We start from the raw sequence: 13,192 nt of genomic DNA, 5'->3' as shown, positions 1-13,192 counted from the left end.
TACGCCACCGTATGGAGGTGCCCGATACGCACGGTCCGCGACGTCCACGTACGCACACTCCAGGTTCCGGCACAGCACGCCGGAGCGCTGCTGGAGCGGCTGGCCGGCGAGCGCGACCCGCTCTTCCCGACGCCAGCCTGGCCCCCGATGCGCTTCGACCGGCCGCTGGGCGTCGGCGCGTACGGCGGCCACGGCCCCGTCCGCTACCGCGTCAGCGCGTACGATCCGGGGCGCCGTATCCGCTTCGACTTCACCTCGCCCGCGGTCCAGTCGCGCGCTCGCGGGCCGCGTGTCTCCAAGTCGCGCACCTACGGGCCGTCCGCTTCCGGGCCGTCCGCTTCCGGGGCGCCTGCTTCCGAGGCGCCTGCTTCCGGGACCGGCGGGTACCACGAGATCCGGGTCGAGCCGCTGGGCGACGGGCGCTGCCGGGTCGTGCACGAGCTGGAGGAGCGCATGGGTGCGGCCCGGACGCTGTTGTGGATCACGGTGCTGCGCCCGCTGCACAGCACCGTGGTCGAGGAGGTCCTGGACAACGTCGAACGGGTCGTCACCGGCCGGGTGCGGGAACCGGTCCGCTGGTCGCGGTGGGTACGGCTGCTCAACGGCCTCCAATGGGAACGTGCCCGGGCCGCCGAGATCCCCGCCGGGGCGCGGCTGGCCCGTACCGCCTTCGCCCGTACCGACTTCCAGGACGCCTGGCGGATGTCGCTGCCGCCCGGTATGCCGAGGGAGCCCGGGGCATGGGAGGGTGTGCTGCGCGGCGCGTTCCCCGTCCTCGGCCGTGCGGACGGGGAGATCCTGCTCGGCAAGGACGCCGGCCACCTCGATTTCCGGGCCTCGATCCTGGTGGAGGAGGAGAGTGTCACGCTCAGCACCGTCGTACGCACTCACCACGCGGGCGGCCGGCTCTACATGGCCGCGATCAAACCGGGGCACCGCTTGATGGCACGGCGGATGCTGCGCCGTACGCACCGCCGGCTGGCCCTGGCCGCCCCGAGCGCGGGGGAGCGGGAACTCGCCGCGCCCCACACCGCCGGACGGGCCTGAGCCGCAAACGAGTCTGAGCCGTCAAACGAGTCTGAGCCGCCGAACGGGTCTGAGCCGCCGAACGGATCCGAGTCACCGTGCGGGGCCAGGTCGCCACCCGCGGCCGACCCGCCACCCGCGGCCGTACCCGCCGCACGGGGCAGCGTCCCCGTGAGGCCGCTCGCCCTCGCGGTCACTCCTCCCCGGCACTACGGGCCCGCAGCGCCCGTACCTTGTGCCGGTTGCCGCAGTGCTCCATGGAGCACCAGCGGCGCCGGCCGGGGCGTGAGGTGTCGACGTAGAGGAGGTGGCAGTCCTCGGCAGCACAGAGCCGGACGCGGTGGGCGAAGGGACCGGTCAGCAACTCGACGGCGTCCCGCGCGACGGTGGCCAGAAGCTGTGTGCCACTGGGCGTGCCGGCCCACTGCCGCTGTCCGGCCGGGGTGACGACGGGAGCCAGGGCCGGGCGGGCGGCTGCCTCGTTGACGGCCTTCAGTTCCCCGTACGGGTACGGTTCGCCGCGCGTATGGGCGAGGACCACCCGGAACAGCGCGTCACGCAGTCGGCGAGCCTCCGCCACCTCCGCCTCGGAGATCTCCAGTACGGGCGTCGGCGTCAGCCGCGACCGGTCCGCCCAGCCGGCGAGGTCGGCGGGCTCGTACAGGATTTCGTACCGCCGATAGGGGCCGGGACCGCCGGTGGTCAGCAGCTCCAGGCACAGCGCTCCGGGGTCGAACCGGTAGGCGGCGCCGGTGTGCGAATAGAGCGTCAGCCCCCTGGCCGGGGCCGGTGCCTTGTTTGCGGGCGAGTCCATGTAACCAATATAACTAGTTACATGGCACTGACTTGGAAGCTGGTCATCGACAGCACGAACGCGCCCGCCCTCGCGGACTTCTGGGCAGCGGCCCTGGACTACGAGGTCGAGGACCCCAGCGCGCTCATCGGGCAGTTGCTGGCCGCCGGCCACATCGGTGAGGGCGCGGTCACCGAGCACCGTGGCCGCAAGATCTTCCGCGGGTACGCCGCGATCCGCCACCCCGAGGACCCGTTCGACCGGACCAGCGGCGTCGGCCGCGGCCGACGGCTGCTCTTCCAGGAGGTGCCCGAGGGCAAGACCGGCAAGAACCGCCTCCACCTGGACATCCACAGCGGACCCGGCGGCCTCGATGAGCTGGTGGCCCGACTGGAGGACTTGGGGGCGACCCGTGTCCGCGAGGTGAACAAGGGTCCTGCCGGGCATTGGTGGCTCATGCGGGACCCGGAAGGGAATGAGTTCTGCGCGGCTTAGGCCGTTGGCGGTGGAGCTCGGCATCCGGTCCTGCCGCGAGCCCGATTCGTGGTGTGAGCCCCGCTGTCTGGTGCTCCCTCGTCCAAGCCGGGGTGGCCCGCCCTGGCGGGGTGGCGTGTACGGGGTCATACGGAAAAGTCAGCGGGGCCTGCGGGTCAGGTTTCCGGAAGAATGCTCTTGAGGTGCGCCGTTGCAGCGCTTACGAACTCTTCCCGAGCCTTCTTGAAAGCTCCCCAGCCGGGTGCTGCGGGATCACCCTTTTCCATACTCCAGTGGTGCACGCTGATTGAGGGCGACACGTTACCTGTCTGCTCACCTTGATCGTGGGGCGCCGTGGACGGCAGTTGAGGTGACACAGCCCTGTAATCTCCAGCTACGCAAAGGCGGGTGGAAGTGCGGACGGTGACATGGAGGCGCCCCGCCCGTCCGGCCAGGGGGTGGCCAGACGGACGGGGGCTGGTGGGGTCAATGGGCTCTGCGGGTTCTTGCTGCTTCGGCGCGTCCTCGGCGTGGGACATTCCACAGGTCAAGCTGAAGGGCCAACCATGACCGGTCCACGCCACGTTGTGCGGCGATCTGTGTCGCGCTCTTGCCGCTTTGGTATTGCCTGGTCACGTTCTCCTTGTCGGCAATCACTGCGGCTTGGGCCTTTTTGATCTCGGCTTGGGTGCGTCGGGTCATCTGACCATTCCTTGCGCTGGAGCCCCACTCCGGCCACGGATAAGGCCCGTGTCATTCGGACGAGTTGGGCTGATCCGTGTCGGTGGTCACCGCATCCGTTCCAGCCGGTGCAGTGTCGCGGGGCTGGTGGTCCATTCGCGTCCGCCGCCGACCGGGCCCACGAACACGACCACTCACCAGATCGGCATGGAAGGTCAGTGATCCCCCCTGAATCGCAAGAAGTTGAACCCTGACAGTAGCCCGCAGGCGGCCTTCGGGGCGCGTCTGCGCAGCTTGCGCGAGGCGCGCGGTTGGACTCAGGAAGACCTGGCCGGACGCATGGGGTACTCCAGCGTGCATATCTCGGCGGTCGAAACTGGTCGCAAGGTTCCAACCCTTCCGTTCTCGCGTAGTGCAGACAGGGCGTTTGGGCTCGTCGGCTCCGCGGAGACGTTCGAGCGCGAGTTCCGCGAGATCAAACATGGCAGCCTGCTGGAGGGATTCCCGGAGTACGTCAAGTACGAAGGTCGGGCAGTAGAAATCCGTCTCTACAACATCGGCATCATCCCCGGCTTGTTGCAGACACCGGAGTACGCACGCGTGCTGGCGGACAGCGCCGTGCGGCGGGGGGCCATCACGCCCGAACAGGCGGATGAACGAGTCGCGTTCCTGGCCAAGCGCCAGGAAGCGCTGGAGCGGCTTCAGCCACCCATGGTGTTCGTGACCATGGACGAAAGCTGTATCCGTCGGCAGGTCGGCGGCCCCGCTGTCATGGACGCACAGTTGGTTCGGCTGGTCGAATTTGCCGACTTGCCGAACACGCTGTTGCAGGTGGCACCGTACGAACTAGGGGAGCGCCGTACGTTTGACCTGCCCGTCAACATCCTGACGCTGCCGGACCGATCCCTGATCTGTTATGCCGAATCTCAGGCCCAAGGAAACCTGGACCGGGAGACTACCTCGGTGGCGCCCGTGCTGACGGCATACCATCAGTTGCAGGCCGAAGCGTTGTCGCAGGCGGCATCTGTGGCCATGATCAAGCAGTTACGAGAGGGCACCCTGTGACCACCGAATCCCCCGTTGGGTCAAGTCTTCATACAGCAACAACGGCGGCGACTGCATAGAGGTCGCCACCAACCTCGTCGCCTCACGCGGCGTGGTCCCCGTGCGGGACAGCAAGGACCCGAACGGTCCGGTCCTGTTGCTGCATCCCGCCACCTTCACCGGACTGGTCGAGTTCGCCCGGCAAGCCGCCATCTGACCTACGCGGCCGGCCCGCCCACGAGCCCCGCCACCCCCAACCGGGCGGCGGGGCATCTTCATGTCCTACGCGGCCCGTTGCTATCCGTGCAGGTCGCGCGGGGGTCAGGCGCCTGCTGTCAGGCCGTTGATCAGGCGGGTGAGGAGGCGGTCGAAGACGGCTTCGGGGGTGGGGTCCTCGCTCGGCGCCAGCAGGGCCCGGGCGACTCGGGGGTGGGTGCCCGCGGCGGCGACGGAGCGGAGGTAGCGGGCCTGCGCGGCGCCGAGGTCGGCGGAGGCGGGGCCGGGCGCCTCCGCCGCCTCGGCCATCTGTTCCTGGGTGAGTTCGTAGGAGACATGGCTGGACACGAAGCCGGTCAGCAGACTGAACGTCTCCAGCGCCGCCCGGCCCTCCAGCCCGGCCGGGGCCAGGGCGGCGAGCGCGTACTCCAGGACGGCCAGGGTGTTGGGGCCGAAGGTCTGCCGTACCAGCAGCGCCCCGGGCAGCCAGGGGTGGCGCCGCATGAGCGCCCGCTGTTCGTGGGCGAGCTGCCGCAGGTCCTCGCGCCAGTCGCCGGAGGGCCGGGCCGGCAGCCGGTGGTCGCCTCCGACCTGGTCGATCATCAGCTCCAGCAGCGTCTCCTTGTTGGGGACGTAGCTGTAGAGGGACATCGTCCCGGCCCCGATCCGGGCCGCGACCGCGCGCATCGTGACCGCGGCGAGCCCTTCGGCGTCGGCGAGCGCGACGGCTTCGGCGGTGATCGTGGCGCGGCTGTGCGCCGGTGGCCGTCCGCGGCGCGGGCGTTCGGCCCGCGACCAGAGTGTCTCGGGGTCCACGCCGGCTCTGCGGCCGGATGAGCCTGTACGCGTCACGGCAACCTCAACCTCTCCCTGTCTTCGCCGTCCATCCAACCACCCGCTATTCTCGTACTTAGTACGGGAATGAATGCGGGGGTGGCGCCGTGCGCTGCTCCGGGAATCGAGGAGGCACCGTGACGACGGCTACACACCGCCCGGCAGACAAGGCACACCGCCCGACCGCGAAGAAGCCGCCCCTGTCCGCCCGTCTCATGAGGCGCTCTTGGAAGGGCCTGCCTCCCAAGCTGTACGACGTCGGCTACGAGCCCGCCCTCGCCGTCCCCGCCGCCGACGGCAGCCCGCTGCTGACCGACCACTACTTCCCCCTGGCCGAGGGCGACTTCCCCACCGTGCTGGTCCGCTCGCCGTACGGCCGGAAACTTCCCTGGGCGCCGATGTACGGGGTGCTCCTGGCCGAACAGGGTTTCCACGTCGTCCTGCAGAGCTGCCGCGGCACGGGAGGTTCCGGCGGTACGTACGCCCTGTGGGAGCACGAGGCCGCCGACGGCCTGGCCACCGTAGACTGGCTGCGCGGTCGGCCCTGGTTCACCGGGGTCCTGGGAACGATCGGCCCCAGCGCCCTGGCCTACGTCCAGTGGGCGCTGGCCGTGGACCCGCCGCCGGAGCTGCGGGCGATGGTGGTGCAGGTCAGTCTGCACGACATCCACGGCTTCTTCTACCCGTCGGGGTCCTTCTCCCTGGAGAACTCCCTGATCATGACCATGGGCCGGGTCTCGTCCCACCGGGGCGCGGCCCGTCTGATGTGGTCCGCCCTGCGGCTGCGGCGCCACCTCCCGAAGATCGCGCGTGCCCTTCCCCTGGGTGAGGCGTATGTGCCCGGTCTCGGCGGCCGGGTGCCGTTCCTGGAGGAGGCGATGGCCCACCCCGACGCGGACGACCCGCACTGGCGCGGGGCGGACGCCGGGGCCGCGGCCGGGCGTTCGTCCGTACCGACCAGCTTGATCACCGGCTGGTACGACGTGTGCCTGGACCAGACCCTCCAGCAGTACGACCGGCTGCGCCGGGCCAACTGCGAGGCGGCCCTGCTGGTCGGCCCCTGGACGCACAACTCCGCGCTGGCGCAGGGCTGGCCGGAGGTCTTCGCCGACAGCCTCGCCTGGCTGCGGGCTCATCTGTGCCTGGACCCCTCCGGGCTACGGGAGAGCAGGGTACGGGTACACCTGGGTGGCGGCCGGCAGACCTGGCACGACCTTCCCGACTGGCCCTCGGCCGCCACCACGGAACGCCGTTGGTATCCGGGCGCCGACGGTACGTTGGACGACCGGGCCCCTCAAGATGCTGCCGCGGCGCTGCCGTCCTTCCGTTACGACCCGGCCGACCCCACCCCTTCGGTCGGCGGGCCCCTGCTGTCCGACAAGTCCGGGCCCCGGGACAACACCGCCCTGGAGGCCAGGGACGACGTACTGACCTTCACCGGCGCGCCGCTCGCCGAGCCGCTGTGCGTCATCGGGCCGGTCGGCGTGGAGCTGCGGGTGAGCACGGACACCGGCCATGCCGATGTCTTCGCCCGTCTCTGCGACGTCGACAGGTCGGGCCGCTCGGTCAACGTCTGCGACGGGTTGTGGCGGCTGCGGCCCGCCGGGGGCGATCCGGCCGCTGCGGCGGACCCGGTCGATGTCACCGTACCGATGAGCGCCACCGCCCACTGCTTCCCGGCCGGTCACCGGATCCGGCTGCAGATCAGCGGCGGGGCCCATCCGCGGTTCGCCCGTAACACCGGTACGGGTGAACCGATGGCGACGGCCACTCGGCTCGTGGCCACGAAGGTCTCCCTCCACCACCCCTCCGCGCTCGTCCTGCCCGTCGCGGAGGTGCCGGAAGAGTCATAGGCGTTGCGGGCGTGGGGAGCCGTACGAGGATGTACGGGGGCCTGCGGCGGTCCGCCGCGTCAGGCTGCCGGTGCGGAGGCCGTGGCGGCGGCCGGCGCTGGGACCGGCGCCGGGGGTGATGTGGGTGACGGGACACGGGCGGCCGGGACGACGACGGGGGAGCCGTCGCCGGGCGCTGCGAGGATGTCCGCCTCGATGCCGTACAGCCGCTTGACCAGCGCCGCGTCCACGACCTCGCGGGCCGGCCCCTGGGCCACGACCCGGCCGCCGTGCATCGCCACGACGACATCGGCGTAGCGGGCGGCACCGGCGAGGTCGTGCAGCACCATGACGACCGTACGGCCCGCCGCCGCCACTTCCCGTACCAGCTCCAGGACTTCGACCGCGTGCCCGAGGTCGAGGGCGCTGGTCGGCTCGTCCAGCAGGACGATCGGGGTCTGCTGGGCCAGCACCATCGCCAGCCAGCAGCGCTGCCGCTGGCCGCCGGAGAGCTGGTCCAGACGGCGTTCGGCCAGCTCCGTGGTGCCGGTGACCGCCAGTGCCTCGCGCACGGCCGCCTCGTCCTCGCGCGACCACTGGCGGAACAGGCCCTGGTGCGGGTGGCGCCCGTACCGTACGAGTCCGGCGACCGTGACCGCTTCGGGGGCCTGCGGGGACTGGGGGAGGAGCGCGATGCGGTGTGCGGCCCGGCGCTGTTTGAGCTGCCAGATGTCCGCGCCGCCGGCCCGTACGGTGCCCGACTGCGGCTGGTGGAGCCGGGCGATGGTGCGCAACAGGGTGGATTTGCCACAGCCGTTGGGGCCGACGATCGCGACGACCCGGCCGGAGGGGATGGTCAGGTCCACGCCGCTGACGGCGAGGTGACCGGGGTAGCCGGCGGTGAGCTGGTCGACCTGGAGTTCCACGGATACCGGGCCTTTCTGGATCCCCTGTGCGATCCCCTGTGCGGGAAAGTCGTAAGGTAAGGCTAACCTAATGGTTGCCGGGTACGGTGTGGGGGCTCGAAATCCCCCGCGTACGCCTGCCTTGCGCCCTGTTCATGACCCGCTGTTCGTGACCTGCCCTTCGATGCTTGTCCCTTGATGACCGGAGCATTCCCATGACGTCCACCAGTCGCCGTTCCTCCTCCACCCGCCGCCGTACGTTCCGGGGCGTCGCCGCCTTCGGTGCCGCCGCGGTGCTGCTGGCCGGCTGCGGGTCCGGGTCGGACTCCGACGGCAAGGGTAATGCGGACGCCAAGTCCGCGGCGGACGGCGGCGGTACGCGTACGGTCAAGGACGCGACCGGGCGGGCGGTCCAGGTGCCGGCCCACCCCAAGCGGGTCGTGACGCTCACGCAGGAGGACCTGGACGCGGTGCTGGCACTCGGCGTCAAGCCGGTCGGCATCACCAACGGGCAGGGCCTCGGCGAGCCGCCGGCCTACCTGAAGGACAAGGTCAAGGACGTCGACGTGGTCGGCAACCTGCTGCAGCCGGTGATGGACAAGGTCATCAAGGCCAAGCCCGACCTCATCCTGGCCGGTGACATGCAGGACGAGCAGGTGCTCAAGCAGCTCCGGGAGATCACCCCCGCCACCCTGGTCACCATGGCCCCGACCGACGACTGGAAGCTGTCCCTGCGCGGCGTCGGCAACGCCGTCAACAAGCTGGACACGGCGAACAAGGTCATCTCCGACTACGAGGCCAAGGCCAAGAAGACCGGCGGGGAACTGGGCAAGGGCAAGGGCGCCGAGGTCAGCATCGTCCGCTGGAACCCGGACGGGCCGAGCTGGATGGAGAACAAGCAGTTCGCCAGCCTGGTCGCCACGGACATGGGCCTCAAGCGGCCCAAGAACCAGAACAAGGACGGCAACGCCCACACCCCGACGCTGAGCCTGGAGAAGATCGACGAGATCGACGGCGACTGGATCTTCCTGAGCACGCTCACGGCCGATGGCGCCAAGGCGCTGAAGGACGTGCAGGGCAAGCCCGCGTACAAGGAACTGAACGCCGTGAAGAAGGGGCACGTGGTCACGGTGGACGGCTCGGTGTGGTCCACCCGTGGCGGCCCGCTCGCGGCGGACAAGGTGATCGAGGACTTCAAGAAGGCGCTGGACAAGTGAGGACGGCGCCGGTGACCGGAACCACGGACTCAAGGGGGCACGCCGGTGGATACGGGGGCTTCGCTCTCCCGTAGGTCGTTGCTGCGGGCGGGGGCGGCGGGAGCGGTGACGCTCGCCGCCGTCGCCGCCCAGGGCGCGGGCGCGGGACCGGCAGGGGCGGCTGCTCCTGCCGCATCCGGTCCGGCGGCCACGGGCGACGTGGCGGACACGGGGGCGCGCGCTGTTACGGGAGCCGCGGGGACGCGGGTTGCCGAGGACGGTCCGGTACGGCTGCCGGTGCCGACCGGACCGTACGCCGTCGGGACGCGCCACCTGCACCTGGTGGACGACCGGCGCAACGACCCGTTCGCGCCGACCGTCACACCGCGCGAACTGATGGTCCAGGTCTGGTACCCGACGATCGGCCCGGCGGCCTCCGCGTCGGAGACATCGGCAGTATCTACGGCATCAGCAGTACCGGCAGTATCGGCGGCATCGGGGTACGGCAAGGGCGGGCGGGGGCGGGCACCGTACCTCAGCGCGGGCCTGGTCCCCATGGTCGAGCGCCGCTTCACGCTGCCCCAGGGCTCGTTGGAACGCGTACGAACCGATGCCCGGCCGGGCGCGCCGGTCCACCCCGCGCTGCGGGACGCGCCGGTGGTGTTCTTCGGCCCCGGGCGGCAGGACCCGGCCGCCACCGGCACCGCGTTCGCCCAGGACCTCGCCTCCCACGGCTATGTCGTCCTCGGCGTGAACCACACCTACGACGGCCCGGTGGAGTTCCCGGACGGGCGGGTCATCGAACAGAACCCGGCCACGGGCGACCCCGCGCTGCTGCGCAAGTACTCCGACGTCCGCGCCGCCGACCTGAGTTTCGTGCTCGACGCGCTCACCGGACGCCGGGGGCCCGGTCCCGCGCCGTGTCTGACGGCCGCCGTGAGCCGTGAGCGCGTCGGGGTCTTCGGGCACTCGCTGGGTGGTTCGGCGGCGGCCGAAGTCATGCGTACCGACGACCGCTTCGCCGCCGGCGCCTGCCTGGACGGCGCGTTGCAGACGGCGGCGGCGCAAACGGGCCTGACGCGTCCCTTCATGCTCTTCACCGAGCCGCTGGAGCTGCCGAGCTGGCGCGACTTCATGGCGGGACACCGGGCCTGGGGCCGCCGGATGGTCCTGGCCGGCGCCCGCCACTACAGCTTCACCGACCTGGCGCCCCTGGGCGTCGGGCTCGGCCTGGCCCAGGTCTGGACGCCCGAACAGTTCGCCAAGTACTTCGGCACGATCGACGGCCGCCGCTCCCAGGAGGTGACCGCGGCTTATGTCCGGGCCTTCTTCGACCACCGGCTGCGCGGCCGGCCGGCGCCGGAACTGGACGATCCCGGCAGCCGCTTCCCCGAGGTCACCATTCCCTGGCGCTCCTGACGCCGGGCGTTCAGGTCCCGGAGCGTATGGAGATTCCGAAGGTCTCGGCAGTCCGGCCGGCTTCGGCGGTCACATCGGCCCTGGCGGTCCCAGCGGCCTCGGCAGTCCCACCGGCACCGGCGACCCCACCGGCCCCGGCGGTCCTGGAAGTCCCTGCGGCTCCGGCGGTCGTGGCGGTCCTGGAAGCCCCGGCCGTGGTGCGGCGCGCGGCGAAGTCCGCTGCCGTCCAGGCCATGCCGACGGCGCCGTCCAGCAGCGCCGCCTCGCCCCTGGCCGATGTCGCCGCCTCGGCGAAGGCGGCTTCGTGCGGGCCGCAGTCGCCTCCGCTGATGTCCAGTACCGGATGGATCGACGGGACGGCATGGGAGACATTGCCCATGTCGGTACAGGCGAAGGGCTCCCGCGACTGCGGCTCGGGCCGGCCCAGCGCGCGGGCGTTGGCCCGCCACAGGGATATCAGCACGGGGTCGGTACGGAAGTCGAGATAGTCCGGCTCCGGGCGGGTGAGCGTGACCTCGCACCCGGTGGCCAGGGCACCGGCCCGGAAGCACGCCTCGACGCGCTCGCGCAGTTCGCGCAGGTCCTCGGCGGCCGAGGTGCGTATTTCGTAGGAGGCCGTGGCGCTGTCCGGGATCGCGTTGGGGGAGGTGCCCGCCGCGGTCGTGATGCCGTGCACCTTCCAGTGCGGCGGGAGCTGCTGGCGCAGCAGGCCGAGGGCGACCTGGGCGACGGTGAGGGCATCGGCGGCGTTACGGCCCTCGTGGGCGTTGAGGCTGGGGTGCGCGGACCTTCCCGTATAGGCCACGTCCAGGGTGCCGAGCGCGAACGAGCGGAATTCGGCCATGTCGAACGGGCACGGATGCACCATCATCGCGGCGTCCACGCCCTCGAACGCGCCGGCTTCCAGAAGCAGCGCCTTGCCGGCCCCACGTTCCTCGGCCGGGGTGCCCAGAACCCGTATGGTCAGTCCCAGTTCGTCCGCGTACGGGGCCAGGCCGAGCGCGGCGCCCACCCCGGCGGCGGCGATGAGGTTGTGGCCGCAGGCGTGCCCGAGTCCGGGAAGCGCGTCGTACTCGCAGGCGACGGCCACGGTGACCGGGCCCGACCCGATCGTGGCGCGGAAGGCCGTGTCGAGGCCGTACGCCGGGGCCAGGACCTCGAAGCCGTGCTCGGCGAGGAGTTCGGCGCACCAGGCGGCGGCGCGGTGCTCCTGGAACGCGGTTTCCGGGTGGGCGTGGATGCGCCGGCTCAAGGAGAGCAGGGCTTCCCGCTGCCCGGTGATGCGGTCGCGGATACCGTCCTTGACGCTTGGGGGCGCGCCCGGCGGGAGGTCCGCCCCGGCCGGGCGCGCGATGTCCGGCGCACCCGGCGGCGCGTCCTGAGAGGTGTGCTGAGGGGTGGCCATCGCATGTCTCCTGTTCGTCCCGGCTCGGCTCCGGCCCGTGTGGACGGGGCGCGGCACCGCCCGACCAGAACATAGCTTAGGCTTACCTAAGTGGCGCTCCGGGGGTCCGGTGTGCGCCGGTCTGCCATTTCCTTCCAGGGAGATCCCCACGTCATGCCGCACTCCGAGGCCACCTCCCGAGCCGTCGAACTGCCGCTGCTCGCCGCCCAGTCCGGTATCTGGCACGGTCAGTCCCTCGACCCGGACAACCCCCTGTACAACACCGGGGACGTCGTGGAGATCACGGGGGCGCTGGACGAGGACGCCTTCGAACGCGCACTGCGGCGCACGGTCGCCGAGGCCGACACGCTGAACATCCTCGTCTCGGACGGTACCTGCCCCGACGGCGACGCCGCCGAGGGAACCCGGGCTGCCGGCACCCCCGCCACCGCCACCACCGGCACCCCCGCCCAGCGCGTCGAGACCGGCCGCGCCTGGCCGTTGCACCGCCTGGACCTGCGCACGGCCGACCGGCCGGAGGAAGCGGCCGAGGCGTGGATGCGGGCGGACCTCGCACGGGTCGCGGACCTGGCCCAGGAGGGCCCCGCCACCCAGGCCCTGATACGCGTGGCCGATGACCGCTACTGGTGGTACCAGCGCGTCCACCACATCGCCGTCGACGCCTACGCGCTGGTCCTCCTGGGCCGCCGCGTCGCCGAGGTCTACACCGCGCTCGTGACGGGCCAGGAGCCTGCCCCCCGTCCCTTCGGCACCCTCCAGGAACTGCTGGAGGAGGAGAACGCCTACCTCGCCGGCGAACAGCACACCGCCGACCGGGACTTCTGGCTCGACCGCCTCGCCGACCGGCCCCGGCCCGCCTCGCTCTCGGACCGGCCGCCGGCCCCCGCGCAGCCCGCCCCGCGCCGTACCCGCGCGCTGCCCGCCGGCCCGGCGGCCCGTCTGGACCGGGCCGCGCGCGCCGCCAAGGCCACCTGGGCGGAGCTGGTGATCGCCGCCGTCGCCGGATACCTCCACCGCGCCACCGGGACCCAGGACGTCGTCCTGGGCCTGCCACTGATGAACCGCCGCAGCCCCGCCGCGCTGCGCACCCCGGCGATGGCCGTCAACGTCATGCCGCTGCGGATCGCCGTACGGCCCCAGGACACCGGCGCCGAACTGCTGCGCCGCGTCGTCCTGGAGGTGCGGGCCGTGCGCAGGCACCAGCGCTACCGGCTGGAGGAGCTGCGCCACGACCTCGGGCTCTCGGGGGACGACCGGGCGCTGTTCGGACCGATGGTCAACATCAAGGCGTTCGAGGGCGACCTGCGGTTCGGCGACCTCCCCGGGGTCGTACGCAACCTGGCCGCCGGGCCCGTCGACGACCTGGC

At 71.6% G+C, this 13,192-nt stretch carries 12 protein-coding genes and 1 pseudogene; 8 read left to right on the top strand and 5 right to left on the bottom strand.

From position 1 onward, the window contains the following. The first annotated feature begins 24 nt into the window (after positions 1–24). Positions 25–1,047, top strand: a complete 1,023-nt coding sequence (locus KGS77_RS06080) for a DUF2867 domain-containing protein (RefSeq protein ID WP_242587315.1) — start codon at positions 25–27, stop codon at positions 1,045–1,047. A gap of 172 nt (positions 1,048–1,219) precedes the next feature. Here the strand turns inward: KGS77_RS06080 and KGS77_RS06075 are convergent, their stop codons facing one another. Beyond that, positions 1,220–1,840 carry an ABATE domain-containing protein gene (locus KGS77_RS06075; protein WP_242579232.1) on the bottom strand — a complete coding sequence of 207 codons (621 nt, stop codon included), beginning with the start codon at positions 1,838–1,840 and terminating at the stop codon, positions 1,220–1,222. A 21-nt stretch (positions 1,841–1,861) separates the two neighbouring features. On the opposite strand from KGS77_RS06075, the gene KGS77_RS06070 reads away from it, so the two are divergent. Next, positions 1,862–2,314: a VOC family protein gene (locus KGS77_RS06070; protein ID WP_242579230.1), complete on the top strand. Its 453-nt coding sequence runs from the start codon at positions 1,862–1,864 to the stop codon at positions 2,312–2,314. A 465-nt stretch (positions 2,315–2,779) separates the two neighbouring features. Here the strand turns inward: KGS77_RS06070 and KGS77_RS06065 are convergent, their stop codons facing one another. Further along, positions 2,780–2,995 carry a hypothetical protein gene (locus tag KGS77_RS06065; RefSeq protein WP_242579228.1) on the bottom strand — a complete coding sequence of 72 codons (216 nt, stop codon included), beginning with the start codon at positions 2,993–2,995 and terminating at the stop codon, positions 2,780–2,782. Between the two features lie 207 nt (positions 2,996–3,202). On the opposite strand from KGS77_RS06065, the gene KGS77_RS06060 reads away from it, so the two are divergent. Further along, complete coding sequence (locus KGS77_RS06060; protein ID WP_242587314.1) at positions 3,203–4,039, top strand: helix-turn-helix transcriptional regulator; 837 nt, start codon at positions 3,203–3,205, stop codon at positions 4,037–4,039. 7 nt (positions 4,040–4,046) lie between these two features. After that, positions 4,047–4,235, top strand: a complete 189-nt coding sequence (locus tag KGS77_RS06055) for a DUF397 domain-containing protein (RefSeq protein WP_242587313.1) — start codon at positions 4,047–4,049, stop codon at positions 4,233–4,235. A gap of 104 nt (positions 4,236–4,339) precedes the next feature. On the opposite strand, the gene KGS77_RS06050 is transcribed toward KGS77_RS06055, so the two are convergent. Then, positions 4,340–5,050, bottom strand: a complete 711-nt coding sequence (locus tag KGS77_RS06050) for a TetR/AcrR family transcriptional regulator (RefSeq protein WP_242579226.1) — start codon at positions 5,048–5,050, stop codon at positions 4,340–4,342. A gap of 233 nt (positions 5,051–5,283) precedes the next feature. Between KGS77_RS06050 and KGS77_RS06045 the strand changes: the two genes are divergently transcribed. Beyond that, positions 5,284–6,921 carry a CocE/NonD family hydrolase gene (locus KGS77_RS06045; protein WP_242587312.1) on the top strand — a complete coding sequence of 546 codons (1,638 nt, stop codon included), beginning with the start codon at positions 5,284–5,286 and terminating at the stop codon, positions 6,919–6,921. Between the two features lie 59 nt (positions 6,922–6,980). Here KGS77_RS06045 and KGS77_RS06040 read toward each other — a convergent pair whose 3' ends face one another. Next, positions 6,981–7,826: an ABC transporter ATP-binding protein gene (locus tag KGS77_RS06040; RefSeq protein WP_242579224.1), complete on the bottom strand. Its 846-nt coding sequence runs from the start codon at positions 7,824–7,826 to the stop codon at positions 6,981–6,983. A gap of 194 nt (positions 7,827–8,020) precedes the next feature. Here KGS77_RS06040 and KGS77_RS06035 point away from each other — a divergent pair, with 194 nt between their 5' ends. Both KGS77_RS06035 and KGS77_RS06030 read left to right on the top strand, forming a co-directional pair. Beyond that, positions 8,021–9,022: an ABC transporter substrate-binding protein gene (locus tag KGS77_RS06035; RefSeq protein WP_242579222.1), complete on the top strand. Its 1,002-nt coding sequence runs from the start codon at positions 8,021–8,023 to the stop codon at positions 9,020–9,022. Positions 9,023–9,067: 45 nt separating this feature from the next. Next, the gene (locus tag KGS77_RS06030) at positions 9,068–10,420 is read left to right on the top strand and encodes an alpha/beta hydrolase (RefSeq protein WP_242579221.1); all 1,353 of its coding nucleotides are present in this window, start codon (positions 9,068–9,070) and stop codon (positions 10,418–10,420) included. Positions 10,421–10,430: 10 nt separating this feature from the next. On the opposite strand, the gene KGS77_RS06025 is transcribed toward KGS77_RS06030, so the two are convergent. Then, the gene (locus KGS77_RS06025; RefSeq protein WP_242579219.1) at positions 10,431–11,825 is read right to left on the bottom strand and encodes an amidohydrolase; all 1,395 of its coding nucleotides are present in this window, start codon (positions 11,823–11,825) and stop codon (positions 10,431–10,433) included. Positions 11,826–11,978: 153 nt separating this feature from the next. Here KGS77_RS06025 and KGS77_RS34895 point away from each other — a divergent pair. Further along, positions 11,979–13,064, top strand: a pseudogene (locus tag KGS77_RS34895) (condensation domain-containing protein); the annotation flags it as partial. Positions 13,065–13,192 lie beyond the last annotated feature (128 nt).

It is taken from the genome of Streptomyces sp. MST-110588 (assembly GCF_022695595.1).
GTDB lineage: Bacteria > Actinomycetota > Actinomycetes > Streptomycetales > Streptomycetaceae > Streptomyces.
The sequence above is the reverse complement of the archived record's forward strand: the minus strand, read 5'-3'. Positions and strand labels throughout refer to the sequence as shown.